Below are 13,612 nucleotides of genomic sequence, written 5' to 3'. Positions count from 1 at the left end.
GGGTCGGCGCGCGATGATCGCGGCGATCGTCAGACCCCCAACTCCCGCCTGAGGCAACCGACTTGGGACATGCGGGCGCGTACTGTTGTGCGAGTCAGTCCCCCGTCGAGTGACCCATGACCTGTTGAGGCCACGCACCACATGAACGACGAGCCCCGCGGGTGCCTGTTCGCGCTCTCCCAGCCGCCCCTGATGTTCTTCCTCGGGTTCATCGGCACGCTGCTGCTCTTCGGCGCGTGTCTCGACCTCTTCGGATTCTGACCGCTCTTCCGGTTCCGGGTCGGGCGCACCTCAGCCCGTCGTCTCCCGTCTGCGGGCCCGGTAGGCGGCGACGTGCAGCCGGTTGCCGCAGGTGCGGCTGTCGCAGTAGCGGCGCGAGCGGTTGCGCGACAGGTCGACGAAGGCCCGGCCGCAGTCCGGCGCCGCGCACCGCCGCAGCCGGTCCCGTTCCCCCGCGACCAGCAGGAACGCCAGCGCCATCCCGCCGTCGGCGGCGAGGTGGTGGGCGAGCGAGGCGCCCGGGGCGAAGTAGTGAACGTGCCAGTCGTAGCCGTCGTGGTCGGTGAGCCGGGGGGTGGTCCCGGCCTCGGCGACCAGGGTGTTGATCAGGGCGCTCGCCGCGTGCCCGTCCTCGGCGGCGAAGACTCCGGCGAACCGTTCCCGCAGCGCGCGCACCGCCGCCAGGTCGTCCTCGGTGAGCGTTCCCACGTCGCTGAACCGGTGCCGGGCCACGAAGTCGCCGAGCGCCACGAGATCCGTCAGCCCGTCGTCGTCCTCGCCGTCCGGCGCGGTGTTGAGCAGGTCCACCAGGCTGTCGAGCGCCCACCGGGTGTCGTGGCTGATCAGCACGCTTGCGCTCCCTGGCGTCGAGGGTCGGCGGCGACCGGCACGACGACGGAATCCGCACCGGCTCGTCGCGTGACTCTAGCGCGCCTGCCGCGCCGGCCGGGAAAGCGCGCGAGCGCCGTGGCCCACCCCGGACGGGGTGGGCCACGGCGCTCGCGCCGAGCGTGCTGATCGGGCCGCGCCGTCCCCCCGAGTAAGGACGGCCGCGGATGACGGGCGGGGCTCAGCTCTCCGCGAGGATGTGCGACAGCTCCGTATCCAGGTCGAAGTGGCGGTGCTCGGTGCCCGGGGGCACCGCGGCGTCCGTCCGCTTCAGGAACGACTCCAGAGCCCGCGCCGGGGCCTCCAGGAGCGCTTCGCCCTCCGGTGAGCTGAGGGCGATGCAGACGACGCCCTGGCCGTGACTGCGCGATGGCCAGACACGAACGTCGCCGGTGCCGGTGGGGCGGTGCAGACCCTCGGCGAGCAGGTCGCGGGCGAACACCCATTCGACCGTCTCTTCGGCACCGGTGTGGAAGGTGGCGTGCACGGCGTAGGGATCGGCCGTGTCGTACCGCAGGCCCGCGGGCACGGGCAGTGAGGATTCGCTCGACACAACGAGGCGCAGGTGCAGCTCGCAGCTGACCGTGGTGTTCATAAGCGCCAGGGCCTTTCGCTCAGTGTGCGCTCGGGGATTCGCACGTCGGCGAAATCGACATGCCACCTGCGAGGACGTTGTAAACCCCTCTGACTGGTTTGTGAAGCTTCCGGTACTTCGTTCGGACCAGCTTCTGCCCGTGATCGTGGGCCGATGTGGTGATGGGGCCGAAACGGGAGGTTTGCGATGCGGTCACGGAGGGTGACTGTTCGATGTCCGTGTGCGGTGATCACGCGTGGCCGAGTGTGATCGTCGCCGGGTGCCGTCGCGCCCTCGTGGCCGACAGGGTCGGTGCGAGTGGTCAGGAGCCCCCGCTGACATGCGCTAATGTTGTCCCCGCACCCGGGCGATTAGCTCAGCGGAAGAGCGCTTCGTTCACACCGAAGAGGTCACTGGTTCGAACCCAGTATCGCCCACCGGGTCGAGGGCGGAGTGTGCTCGCGGAAAGCGCGGGCCGCTCCGCCCTCGGTGTTTCCCGGCTCGGCTTCGCCTCGCGGCGGGGGCTTCGCCACCCGCACCCCCGGCGTCTTCCGGGGTCGGCCGACCGGTGCCGCCCGGTCCCGGACGACGCGTCACACTGGGGCCATGGACTGGTGCCGGTATCGGTTCCGCAGCGTCTGGCGGCTCGCCGCCCCCGTCGAGACCGTGTACGCGGTCCTGGGGGACCCCGAGGGATACCCGCGCTGGTGGCCGCAGGTCCGATCGGTGGACCGGATCGACGACGTCTCCGGAACGGTGCGCTTCCGTTCACTGCTCCCGTACGACCTCGTGGTCGTCGTCCGCCAGGTCCTGCGCTCGCCCGACGACGCGGTCCTCCAGATCACGATGAGCGGCGACCTGGAGGGATGGGCCCGCTGGACGCTCACGCCGGACGGATCCGGGTGCCGGGCGCTGTACGAACAGCGGGTCGTCGTCCGCAAGCCCCTGATGCGCCGCCTCGCCCTGCCCGGCCGGCCGTTCTTCCTCGTCAACCACGCCGTGATGATGCGCAGCGGCCTCGGCGGCCTGCGCGCCGCGCTGGCGGGCCGCGCCCGGGACGCCGTTTGAACGCGGGGTCCCCGGCCCTGTATTGTTCACGTCGTCCGGGCGATTAGCTCAGCGGAAGAGTGCTTCGTTCACACCGAAGAGGTCACTGGTTCGAACCCAGTATCGCCCACCATAGCCAGACAATTGGAACCCGTTATCTTCCAGGGGCTGTCCGCCGGGACGGCCCCTGTTTGGTGCCTCGCAGCGTCTGTCTCCGGCTGGGGCGGGCGCTGTTGCCCCTGTGGGGGAGCGGGTACGGCGGCTTGGGCCGTGTGCAGGACGGTCATGGGCGCGCGGTCGGCTCGGGCCCACGCCTCGCTGGGAGAACTCGCTGGGAGAACAGGAGTGCCTGCGAGTGCTCGACGCCGTGCAGGCCGACTTCGCCTTGGCGGGCCGAGACGAGGGGTCACCGTACGTTTCCTATGTCGATGCCGTCGAGGTCGTGGCACAACGGGGCGCGTGCTACCTCGACTTGGGCATGACCGACGCGGCGATCACGGCGTTGGCCGAGGCTCTCGACCTCCTGCGCACCGGAGCGCCGGACCGAGCGCGTGACCGCGTGCGCTATCTGTCGCGGTTGGCGAAGTGCTACCTCTTGGACGGTGAGGCCGAGCGCGCTTGCCAGGTTGGGCACGGTGCCCTTGCACTCAGCCAGACGATCGGTTCGGCACGGATCACGGAGCGGCTCGGCGAACTGGATGCGGCTCTGGCGCCGTACGGACAGCTCACTTACGTACAGGAGTTAAAGGAGTTGTTCCGGCTGGTGACGGCGGACGCCACGTAGAAGTCACCAACCGAATGCTTCGCTACAACGGTCGGCGAAGTCGGTGAGACTCGCCAGCACGATGTGCCCTCGCGCCTCGCGCAATCGTGGCTCGCGGCGTCAATACCTAGCGGCGTCAATACCTAAGAGATCCCGCGAGAAGGGGCGCCGTCACGAGCGCCGCGATACCACCGCCCGGACCACCGGCATCTTTTGGTGATCGAACGATGATCGTTCGTGGCGACGGACCCGCGAGAGCGGTTTGCCGTCGGGGGCTGAGTCGGGGCTGAGTCGGGGCTGAGGAGTGCTCACGCTCTCGGCCCGAGAACTGACAGTTCGTTACTCGCTACCACTAGGCCCGCTGGTACGTCTGGCCGAAACGGTCGGAACCTGACAGGGCACACATGCCCCACGTCTCCGAATCCCGGACCGAGACATATTGCGTTAGAGCGCACTCCAACTCCTAGGTTCGGCGGCATGCGATACATCAAGCTCGGAACGACCGGACTGGAAGTCTCCGCCATCACCCTCGGTTGCATGAGCTTCGGCGAGCCGGGCCGGGGCGGGGAGCCCTGGTCACTGGGCGCGGACGCCAGCCGGGACATCATCAAGCAGGCCCTTGAGGGCGGCGTCAACTTCCTCGACACGGCCAATGGGTACAGCGCCGGAAGCAGCGAGGAGATCGTCGGCCAGGCGGTCAAGGACTTCACCCGGCGCGAGGAGGTCGTTCTCTCCACCAAGGTCTGGATGCGGATGCGCCCCGGCCCGAACGGCGCCGGGCTGTCCCGCAAGGCGATCTTCGGCGAGCTCGACGCCTCCCTGAAGCGACTGGGGACCGACTACATCGACCTCTACCAGATCCACCGCTGGGACTACGACACCCCGATCGAGGAAACCCTCGAGGCGCTGCACGACGCGGTCAAGTCCGGGAAGGTCCGCTACATCGGAGCCTCTTCCATGTACGCCTGGCAGTTCGCCAAGGCCCTGTACCTGGCTGACCTGAACGGCTGGACCCGGTTCGTGTCGATGCAGGACCACTACAACCTCATCCACCGGGAGGCAGAACGGGAGATGCTCCCGCTCTGCGCCGACCAGGGCATCGGCGTGATCCCGTGGAGCCCGCTGGCGCGGGGCAGGCTGACGCGGGCCGGGGACACCGCCACGGCGCGTGCCGAGACCGACGAGGGCGGCAAGATCCTCTACCGCGACGAGGACCAGGCAGTGGCCGAGCGCGTCCACGAGATCGCGGGCAAGCGGGGTCTGTCCCCGGCCCAGGTCGCCCTGGCCTGGGTCATGCGCAATCCGGCGGTGACCTCGCCCATCGTCGGGGTCACCAAGCCGGCCCAACTGGCCGACGCGGTCGCCGCGGTGGACGTCGAACTCGGCCAAGACGAGGCCGCCTACTTGGAGGAGCCCTACCAGCCGCACGAGGCCGCCTACCTGGAGGAGTCCTTCTACAAGCCGCACCCTGTGGCGGGCTCCCGGTAGTCCGGGCTACGCCGGGCCTTCGACGAGTCCCTGTCCTCGGCCTTCACAGCCCTGTGGTCGGTCCGGCGGTACTTGCGGGCGGTCGCGCGCAACTGCGTGATCCGCGCGCTGCCCGCCACCGCGGTCAGCAGCATGACCACGCGCAGCGGAACGTGTCCGTGGGCACCGAAGTAGCTGACGTCTCGTCGCGAATCGTCGCGAAGCTTTTCTTCGGCGGCTCGTACGAGAGAAGCACGCCGATCAATCGTGCTCGGCAACCACGAGGAGTACCCGACGCAACGAGGGGGGCCGCGGCCGGTGTCTTCGCAGGGCTGGAGCAGATCGTGTTGGACACCTACGACCGTGTCATGGGCCTCGACCTGGCCGACATCACCGTCGACGGGCAGATCACCGAAGCACCCTGCGGTGGCGAGGCCGCCGGGAACTCAGGGATTGACCGGGAAAACCCGGGGTCAAGCGGTCGCGGATGACCGACGGACGCAGGGATCCAACTGGGCTGTGTCGTGACCGGGGCCAACCGGCACGACTCCCCGACCTGGCTCGGCCGCGAGTGGCGGATCCAGCCCCAGGGCGTCGTGATCCCGATCAACCGCACTCGCGCTGGGCCGTCGGGCGTACCAACTCCTCGTACAGCCGCGGCTTCAACTCCACCCTGTCCTGCACGGAACGTCGAGCGGTCGTCATCAACGCACTGCTCGCGTTGATGACCGTGATCGTCGTGATCCGACGCCTCGTCCGCGAAGCCTGGGCCAGCCAACGCGGGAACACACGGCCAGCCCGCCGACCATGACGGCTTGTCCTCCACCCGCGGAGTCTCCAAGCCGCTACCCGCAGAATCTCTAAGCCGCTGCCCGCGGAATCTCTAAGCCGCTTCCGGGAGTTCGGGGCGCAGGGGCCAGGCCGGGTCGCAGCGTTCGGGGGAGCCGTTGCGGGCGAACCATGCCTGGAGGCCCCGGGCCTGCGCCGCGTGCCACAGGGCCTGCCGTACGTGGAGCTCGGCTGCGGGCATCGCGCCTATCCCGCGCTCCGCGTACCGCCGTCCCATCGCCCGTACGACGTGGAGCGAGGCGAGCGCGTCGGCGGCCGCGTCGTGCGCGTCGGTGAGCGACACCTCGTAGTGCGCGCACAGGTCGGTGAGCGTGCGACGGCCCTTGCGGTAGCGGTCCGCGTACTTGTCGAGCACCCGGGGGTCGAGCACGCACATCGCGGAACGCTCCAGATAGCCCGCGAGCGTCAGGCCCCGGTGCCGTTTCAACTCCCGGTCCAGCAGCGTCAGATCGAACGGCGCGTTCATCACCACCAGCGGCACCGCGCGTGCCGAGACCGCCGCCAGCGCCCGCGCCATCTCCTCCGTCGCGGGACCCGGCGGCGTTCCGTGCGCCCGCAAATGCGCGTCGGTCAGCCCGTGTATCGCTGTCGCCGCCTCGGGCACCGGCACTCCCGGGTCCACCAGCCAACGCCGCGCGCGCGGCGCGGAATCGGGGGTGTCCTGCACCACCAGCGCCGCCGACACGATGCGGTCGTGCTCGACGTCCACGCCCGTGGTCTCGGTGTCGAACGAGGCGAGGGGACCCTCGAACCAGCGTGCCATGACCGGCTCCCTGCTTGCTGTCCTTGGTGACGGTGATGCGTGCGGTGTCGAGTACGGGGGTGACGGGGCGTCAACGCCCCGCGTGGCCAAGCCCCGTCATGGCCTGCGGGTTGACGCCCCTGTCCCTTTCATACCCGTGACCCAGCGTCAGCGAACCGTGCCGGTTTGCGAATCCTCGCCGCCGGTGACAACACAGGTGACGGCCCGTTCGCACCAGGCGACGACCGCCGCCCCCCCAACTCGTCGCGGAGCGCGGCTCCGCAGCCCGGAAGGCACGGCCGGAGCCATGGCGCTCGCCCAGCCCGATCCGGCGCCGCTGACGGACGGGCCGCTCCAGGAACGGCCGGTACCACTGCGGGGCTCGATCGCCACCACCAGTTGCATGGAGACACTTCAGGTCGGCTATCTGCACGCGGTCGCCGCCGCCTCGGGGTGCTCGCTCGCCCAGCCGTTCCCGGACAACGGCATCGACTGGCACGTCAGTCACAGCTCGCGCGGCCACGAGGTGGACGACGAGGTGACCATCAAGGTGCAGCTGAAGTGCACCTACCAGGTGGCGCCGAACCCGCCCGGGCCGTTCTTCTCCTTCACCCTCGACAACGACCACCTCGTCAAGCTGGCCCGCACTCCGGTGTCGGTGCACAAGATCCTCGTCGTGATGCTGGTGCCGCGCCGTCAGGACCATTGGCTGCGGGTCGGCCACGACCGGATGGAACTGCGGCACTGCTGCTACTGGACCAACCTCGCCGGCCACCCCGTGACCGGCAGGCACAAGACCACCGTGCGGATCCCCACCGCGCGGGTCTTCGACGACCGGGCGCTGTGCGAGATCATGACGCGGGTCGGGGCGGGAGGAAGACCGTGATGCGACCGATCGACGACGAGCCCGGCGACCTCCAGCCCCCCGACGCCGAACGCGTCGACCCCGAGGTGCTCACCGCGCTGCTGCGGCGGCACGGCTGGGAGCGCCGCGGGCGGCAGGACGGCCCGTACACCCGCTGGACGCCGCCCGGGCACCCGTACGCCGCGGGGAGCGCCGCGGGCACGAGTGTGCTGGTGCCGGCCCGGGGCGGCTTCGGCGACTCCGCCGACCTGCTCGGCGAGGCGCTCACCGCGCTGGCCCGCTCCGGCGCGCCCTCCGCCCGCGAGGTGCTGCTCGCGCTGAGCGTGCCCGGCGACGAGGTCCGCTGGCGGCGCGACGTGCCGCGCACGGCGGGCGCGGTCCCGTGGACGGCCGCAGAACAACTGCGCCAGGCGGTGCGCGGCACGCTGCTCGCGGCGGCGCGGGCGGCCCGGGCCCCGTCCGGCTACTTCGGCGAGCGGCACGCCCGGCACGCCCACGCCTGCTTGGAACAGGTCCTCCTCGGCCCTGCCGCGAGCGGCCACCTGCTCACCGCCTACCTGCCCGCACCGGGCGCCCGAGCGGTCACCGTCACGTTGCTGCGCGCCCTGCAGGCCACCCGGGACGCCGTCGACTACCAGCGCACCACCGGCCGCTGGGACGCCTTCGACGCCGCCGTCGAACTCGGCGTCTGCCATGAACTCGTCGTGGCGCTGGCCCACTTGGTGCGCGAGAGCGAGGGCGCCGAGATCGCGCTCGCCTGGTCGCCCGCCGCCGGGACGCCGCCCGGCGTCGCCGCCCGCCCCGAACCGGTGGAGTTCTCCCCGGGCGACCTTCCCGCGCTGCACCGGGCCGCCTCCCGTTACGTACGCGCCGAGCCGCCGGTCCGGGTCACCGTGACCGGGACCGTGGTGCGGCTGCGCAGCGCCCGTCCGTCCGGCGGCGGGACGGTCAGGCTGCGGGTGCTGTCCGGCGCCGAGGTGCGCCAGGTGCGGGTCAGGCTGGACGAGGACGGCTACCGGGCCGCCGTCGAGGCCCACCTCGCCGGGCGGCCGGTGCGGCTGAGCGGGGCGCTGGAGAGCCGCGACGGCTTCCGCCGGCTCATCGGGGCCTCGGTCCCGGTCCCGGTCGACCTGGACGAGGCCGAACGCGACCGGCTGCTGAAGGCCTGGGACGAACCGGCGCGCGACGACGAGCGGGACGCGTAGCCCGCCGCGCGGCCACCTCGGCTAGCCCTGCCGCGCGGCCACCGCCGCACGGCCGTCGCTCCATGACCATCGCTTCGCGGCCACGGCCTCCGGCTCGGTACGATTCAGCGGGGCGGCGTCCGCTGCCGACCGTGGGACGTGAAGTCAGGAGAGACCGGTGTCAGACCTCCGTGTGATCATCAAACGCGATTCCGCGAGCCCGGAAGAGCGGCTGGTGACTACGGGGACCACGGCGGCCGAGCTGTTCGAGGGCGAGCGCTCCGTCGTCGCCGCCCGGGTCGCCGGGCAGCTGCGGGACCTCGCCCACGTCGTCGCGGACGGCGACGAGGTCGAGCCCGTCGACATCACCAGCGACGACGGCCTGAACATCCTGCGCCACTCCACCGCGCACGTCATGGCCCAGGCCGTGCAGGAGATCTTCCCCCAGGCCAAGCTCGGCATCGGCCCGCCCATCAAGGACGGCTTCTACTACGACTTCGACGTCGAGCAGCCCTTCCACCCCGACGACCTCAAGCGCGTCGAGAAGAAGATGCAGGAGATCGTCAAGCGCGGTCAGCGCTTCTCGCGCCGTCCGGTGAGCGACGAGGCGGCCCGCGAGGAGCTGGCCGGCGAGCCGTACAAGCTGGAGCTGATCGGCCTCAAGGGCTCCGCCGCCGACGCCGCCGAGGGTGCCTCCGCCGAGGTCGGCGCCGGTGAGCTGACGATCTACGACAACCTCGACGCCAAGACCGGCGACCTGTGCTGGAAGGACCTGTGCCGCGGTCCGCACCTGCCGACCACCCGGCTCATCCCCGCCTTCAAGCTGATGCGCTCGGCCGCCGCGTACTGGCGCGGCAGCGAGAAGAACAAGCAGCTCCAGCGGATCTACGGCACCGCGTGGCCGACCAAGGACGAGCTGAAGGCGCACCTGGACTTCCTCGCCGAGGCCGAGAAGCGCGACCACCGCAAGCTGGGCTCCGAGCTGGACCTGTTCTCCATCCCCGAGCAGATCGGCTCGGGCCTGGCGGTCTTCCACCCCAAGGGCGGCATCATCCGCCGGGTCATGGAGGACTACTCGCGCCGCCGCCACGAGGAGGAGGGCTACGAGTTCGTCTACACCCCGCACGCGACGAAGGGGAAGCTCTTCGAGACCTCGGGCCACCTGGACTGGTACGCCGACGGCATGTACCCGCCCATGCAGCTCGACGAGGGCGTGGACTACTACCTCAAGCCCATGAACTGCCCGATGCACAACCTGGTCTTCGACGCGCGCGGCCGTTCCTACCGTGAACTGCCGCTGCGTCTCTTCGAGTTCGGGACCGTGTACCGGTACGAGAAGTCGGGCGTCGTGCACGGCCTGACCCGTGCCCGGGGCTTCACCCAGGACGACGCGCACATCTACTGCACCCGCGAGCAGATGGCCGACGAGCTGGACAAGACCCTCACCTTCGTCCTCAACCTGCTGCGCGACTACGGCCTGGAGGACTTCTACCTGGAGCTGTCCACCAAGGACGAGACGAAGTACGTCGGCTCCGACGAGGTGTGGGAGGAGGCCACCGAGGTCCTGCGGCAGGCCGCGGAGAAGCAGGGGCTGCCGCTCGTGCCCGACCCGGGCGGCGCGGCCTTCTACGGCCCGAAGATCTCCGTGCAGACCAAGGACGCCATCGGCCGCACCTGGCAGATGTCGACGATCCAGCTCGACTTCAACCTGCCGGAGCGCTTCGACCTGGAGTACACCGCGGCCGACGGCTCCCGGCAGCGGCCGGTGATGATCCACCGGGCGCTGTTCGGCTCCATCGAGCGGTTCTTCGCGGTGCTGCTGGAGCACTACGCGGGCGCCTTCCCGGCGTGGCTCGCGCCCGTGCAGGCGGTCGGCATCCCGATCGGCGACGGGCACGTGCCGTACCTGGAGGACTTCGCGGCGAAGGCCCGGGCGAAGGGACTGCGGGTCGAGGTGGACTCCTCCTCGGACCGGATGCAGAAGAAGATCAGGAACGCGCAGAAGCAGAAGGTGCCGTTCATGGTCATCGCAGGCGACGAGGACATCGCGGACAACGCGGTCAGCTTCCGCTACCGGGACGGCTCGCAGAAGAACGGCATCCCGGTCGAGGACGCCCTCGCGGAGATCGCCGACGCCGTCGCGCGCCGCGTCCAGGTCTGACCCGCCTCGACGCCAGGACGGCCACGCCGGCCCCCGCAGCGCGGCTCAGTCGCGCTCCGGGGGCCGTTCCGCCTCCGAGATCTCGCGGAAGCGGCCGACCAGCCAGGACGAGAACGTGCCGACCACCGAGCCCAGCAGGCCCAGGCCGGTGACCATCAGGCCGACGCCGATCAGCCGTCCGCGAGCCGTCACCGGGAAGACGTCGCCGTAGCCGACCGCGGTCAGCGTCGAGCACGTGTACCAGACCGCGTCGCCGTAGGTGCGGATGTTCGCGCCCGTCCTGCCGTGCTCCACGTGGTAGACGGCGAGACTGCCCGCGAAGCCCAGCAGCAGCGTGGTCAGCCCGGCGTACGCCATCACCTGCGCCTCCAGTGCCAGCCGGCCGCCGTGCCCGGAGCGCTGCGCCCGGGTGTAGGTCTGCACCACCCGCAACGGACGCAGCAACGGCAGCACCAGCACCAGCAGATCGAGCCACCGCGTCACCACGAACCGCAGCCGCCGCGGGCTGAGCGCCAGCCGCACCAGGTAGTCCACCCCGAAGACGGCCCAGGTCACCCCCAGCACCGTCCACCACGAATCCCGCGCGTCCGGCGACAGGTCGTGGTCGAGCACCAGCACGGCGTACGCGGCGAGGAAGAGCATCGAGGCGGTCATCAGCGGCACCGAGGTGCGGCGCTCCCACTCGCGGATCCGGCGGTCGTCCATCGCCCCAGGATCCCGGCAGCCGCCCGGGCCCCGCCCCGACGACACGCCCGGGGCGTCCGAAGCCATATGCTGCACACCATGACGAGTGAGCCGGAGCAGCAGATCGGAGTGGGGACGCCGGACGCGTTCCAGCGCCTGTGGACCCCGCACCGCATGGCGTACATCCAGGGCGAGAACAAGCCCACCGGCCCCGACGCCGACGGTTGCCCGTTCTGTTCCCTCCCGGCCAAGTCCGACGAGGACGGCCTGATCATCGCGCGCGGCGCGTCGGTCTACGCGGTGCTCAACCTCTACCCGTACAACGGCGGCCACCTGATGGTGGTGCCGTACCGGCACGTCGCCGACTACACCGAGCTGGACGCGGCCGAGACCGCGGAGCTGGCCGAATTCACCAAGCGGGCGATGACGGCGCTGCGTTCGGCGTCCGGGGCGCACGGCTTCAACATCGGCATGAACCAGGGCTCGGTGGCCGGCGCGGGCATCGCCGCCCACCTGCACCAGCACGTGGTGCCGCGCTGGGGCGGTGACACCAACTTCATGCCGGTCGTCGGCCACACCAAGGTGCTGCCCCAACTCCTCGCCGACACCCGCGCGATGCTCGCCGGGCACTGGCCGCAGGAGGACTGAGCACCGCTGCCCGGCCGGCCGCCGCGCGAGAAGCGACGGCCGACCGGGGTCAGGTCAGGCGTCGTAGACGTCGGCCTTGCCGGGCTTGGCGTCCTGCACGGCGCCGCCCAGGACCAGCGAACGGCCCTCGAACCGCGTGGTGTCCACGCCGTTCTCCTTCAGCAGCCCGATCGTCGCGGCGTGCACCGCGCGCAGCACCGGGGTCGCCGTGCGCAGCGCGTCGTCCGCCATGAAGCGGTGCTGCCAGGGCTTGGCCGCCCAGGTGTGCCGCAGGCCGAACGGCTCGGGCAGGGTGAGCTTGCCGCCCAGGAAGTCCAGCACCGGCGGGAACCAGGTGAACGGCGCGCGGGCGGCCAGCCGGACCACCTCGCCCGAGTTCACCAGCGGCATGTGCACCGTGCGGGTCTCCCAGAACTTGACGCTCTTGGAGACCTCCCTGGTGTTCGGCGCGGGCTTGGACATGAACATCCCGTCGACCGGTCCCAGCGCGTGGCCGGTGACCTCGACGCGCAGCGTGCGGTGCAGCACCGTCACCGTGATCATCATCGTGATGACCAACTGCCCGTCCCACAGCACGAACTGCACGCCCAGGTAGTGCCGGTTGCCGCTGCCGAACTGCTGCTCGTTGCAGATGCGCTGGACCTCGAAGTCCTTGACCGTGAAGCCGTCGACGGTCTCACCGGTCGGCCGCGAGATGGCCTTGGCGCCCTCCCCGACCGGCGCCACGATCCAGTGCCGTATCGACGGCTTGGGGAAGCCCCCGGTGTGCAGCGGGCCGCGCTCCAGCTCGCGCAGCCGGTCGTGGATGGCGCGGATGACGTCCCAGGATCGGAACTGGTGGAAGTCCTTGCCGTCCGCGGGCAGCAGCTCCTCCGCCAACTGCCATATGCCCCAGCGCGATCCCATGCCCAGTATTCCCTTGGGGCCCGCGTAGAAGACCACGTTGCTGTTCTGCTCCGCGGCCAGCACCACCAGGGACTTGCGCAGCTCTTCGGCGCGCTTGTCGTTGGGGTTGCGCGGCACCGCCTCCGGGATCTTGGCGCCGGGCCCGGGACCGCCCAGCAGCGACCCCCAGCGGCCCCGCAGGTCGACGGCGGTGCGCTCGCAGATGCGCTTCGCCAGGTACCAGCCACCGATCGGGAAGAGCAGCACCACGCGCACGTACAGCCCCCAGAAGCCGCCCAGCGGCGGACGCCAGGCCAGCAGCACCGCGAGGCCCGCGACGACCACCAGCACCAGCGTGCCCAGTGTCCCGGCCCACGCACTGGAGCTCTTGCCGAGGGTGCGGCGCAGCTGGAACGCGGCGAGCCAGACCAGCACCCCGGGCAGGAAGAGCAGCCCGAAGACCGCCATCACCGCGGTGAGACGGATGTCGCGCTGCTGGCGGATGCGGTTGGCGGCCAGGCAGTGCTCCACGACCGTCTGCGGGTCCATGCCGAAGGACTGCACCGTCTCGCTGTGCGCGCCGCCGAGCATCCGCACCTGCACGGCGCGCGCGAAGGCCTCGCCGAGGTTGGGCTCGAACAGCGACAGCCGGGGCGGCTTGACGCCCGCCTCCGGGTTGGCGGCGAGCAGGCCGGCGACGGCGCTGTCGCGGTACGGCGCCGACGACAGGGCCTGTGTGGCGGCGGTCTGTCCGCTGTGCACGCCCATCAGCGGCACCTGCGCACCCGGGCTGAAGTCGAACTCCGTGCCGGAGAAAAGCGACACCGCCTGCCCCCACTCCCTCGCTCCGACCCG

General features: G+C 70.8%; 13 protein-coding genes and 2 tRNA genes. 10 read left to right on the top strand and 5 right to left on the bottom strand.

Annotated elements, in window-relative coordinates:
• Positions 1-291 precede the first annotated feature (291 nt).
• Both K7472_RS05625 and K7472_RS05620 read right to left on the bottom strand, forming a co-directional pair.
• Positions 292-849: a CGNR zinc finger domain-containing protein gene (locus K7472_RS05625; protein WP_222974614.1), complete on the bottom strand. Its 558-nt coding sequence runs from the start codon at positions 847-849 to the stop codon at positions 292-294.
• A 220-nt stretch (positions 850-1,069) separates the two neighbouring features.
• Positions 1,070-1,483 (bottom strand): SsgA family sporulation/cell division regulator, encoded by a 414-nt coding sequence (locus tag K7472_RS05620; protein ID WP_003959770.1) that lies wholly within the window; start codon positions 1,481-1,483, stop codon positions 1,070-1,072.
• A 344-nt stretch (positions 1,484-1,827) separates the two neighbouring features.
• On the opposite strand from K7472_RS05620, the gene K7472_RS05615 reads away from it, so the two are divergent.
• The 6 genes from K7472_RS05615 to K7472_RS05590 all read left to right on the top strand — a co-directional run bounded on the left by K7472_RS05615 (position 1,828) and on the right by K7472_RS05590 (position 5,230).
• Positions 1,828-1,899 (top strand) — tRNA-Val (locus K7472_RS05615).
• A gap of 169 nt (positions 1,900-2,068) precedes the next feature.
• Positions 2,069-2,530 (top strand): SRPBCC family protein, encoded by a 462-nt coding sequence (locus K7472_RS05610; RefSeq protein ID WP_222974612.1) that lies wholly within the window; start codon positions 2,069-2,071, stop codon positions 2,528-2,530.
• A 37-nt stretch (positions 2,531-2,567) separates the two neighbouring features.
• A tRNA-Val gene (locus tag K7472_RS05605) sits at positions 2,568-2,642 on the top strand.
• A 108-nt stretch (positions 2,643-2,750) separates the two neighbouring features.
• Positions 2,751-3,293, top strand: coding sequence for an NsdA family TPR-like regulatory protein (locus K7472_RS05600; protein WP_504740130.1), 543 nt, complete (start codon positions 2,751-2,753; stop codon positions 3,291-3,293).
• Between the two features lie 456 nt (positions 3,294-3,749).
• Positions 3,750-4,760, top strand: a complete 1,011-nt coding sequence (locus K7472_RS05595) for an aldo/keto reductase (protein WP_222974607.1) — start codon at positions 3,750-3,752, stop codon at positions 4,758-4,760.
• Between the two features lie 158 nt (positions 4,761-4,918).
• Complete coding sequence (locus K7472_RS05590; protein WP_222974605.1) at positions 4,919-5,230, top strand: hypothetical protein; 312 nt, start codon at positions 4,919-4,921, stop codon at positions 5,228-5,230.
• Between the two features lie 392 nt (positions 5,231-5,622).
• Here the strand turns inward: K7472_RS05590 and K7472_RS05585 are convergent, their stop codons facing one another.
• The gene (locus tag K7472_RS05585; RefSeq protein WP_222974603.1) at positions 5,623-6,351 is read right to left on the bottom strand and encodes an exonuclease domain-containing protein; all 729 of its coding nucleotides are present in this window, start codon (positions 6,349-6,351) and stop codon (positions 5,623-5,625) included.
• 286 nt (positions 6,352-6,637) lie between these two features.
• Between K7472_RS05585 and K7472_RS05580 the strand changes: the two genes are divergently transcribed.
• The 3 genes from K7472_RS05580 (at position 6,638) to thrS (ending at position 10,540) form a co-directional block, all read left to right on the top strand.
• A complete protein-coding gene (locus tag K7472_RS05580) occupies positions 6,638-7,216 on the top strand; it encodes a DUF4365 domain-containing protein (protein WP_222974601.1) in 579 nt (192 codons plus the stop codon).
• Positions 7,216-8,400, top strand: coding sequence for a hypothetical protein (locus K7472_RS05575; RefSeq protein WP_222974599.1), 1,185 nt, complete (start codon positions 7,216-7,218; stop codon positions 8,398-8,400). Before K7472_RS05580 ends, K7472_RS05575 begins: the two co-directional genes overlap by 1 nt.
• A gap of 157 nt (positions 8,401-8,557) precedes the next feature.
• Positions 8,558-10,540, top strand: coding sequence for a threonine--tRNA ligase (thrS, locus tag K7472_RS05570; RefSeq protein WP_222974597.1), 1,983 nt, complete (start codon positions 8,558-8,560; stop codon positions 10,538-10,540).
• A 45-nt stretch (positions 10,541-10,585) separates the two neighbouring features.
• Here thrS and K7472_RS05565 read toward each other — a convergent pair whose 3' ends face one another.
• A complete protein-coding gene (locus tag K7472_RS05565; protein WP_252395145.1) occupies positions 10,586-11,245 on the bottom strand; it encodes a potassium channel family protein in 660 nt (219 codons plus the stop codon).
• A gap of 66 nt (positions 11,246-11,311) precedes the next feature.
• Between K7472_RS05565 and K7472_RS05560 the strand changes: the two genes are divergently transcribed.
• Positions 11,312-11,872: an HIT family protein gene (locus tag K7472_RS05560; RefSeq protein WP_222974593.1), complete on the top strand. Its 561-nt coding sequence runs from the start codon at positions 11,312-11,314 to the stop codon at positions 11,870-11,872.
• A 54-nt stretch (positions 11,873-11,926) separates the two neighbouring features.
• On the opposite strand, the gene K7472_RS05555 is transcribed toward K7472_RS05560, so the two are convergent.
• On the bottom strand, positions 11,927-13,525 hold the full coding sequence (locus K7472_RS05555) for an AbeC-like domain-containing protein (RefSeq protein WP_222975229.1): 1,599 nt from the start codon (positions 13,523-13,525) through the stop codon (positions 11,927-11,929).
• Positions 13,526-13,612 lie beyond the last annotated feature (87 nt).

Origin of the sequence: Streptantibioticus parmotrematis (genome assembly GCF_019890615.1) — a bacterium.
GTDB classification, from domain to species: domain Bacteria; phylum Actinomycetota; class Actinomycetes; order Streptomycetales; family Streptomycetaceae; genus Streptantibioticus_D; species Streptantibioticus_D parmotrematis.
Note: the sequence above shows the minus strand (reverse complement) of the source record. Positions and strands in the feature narration are given on the sequence as shown.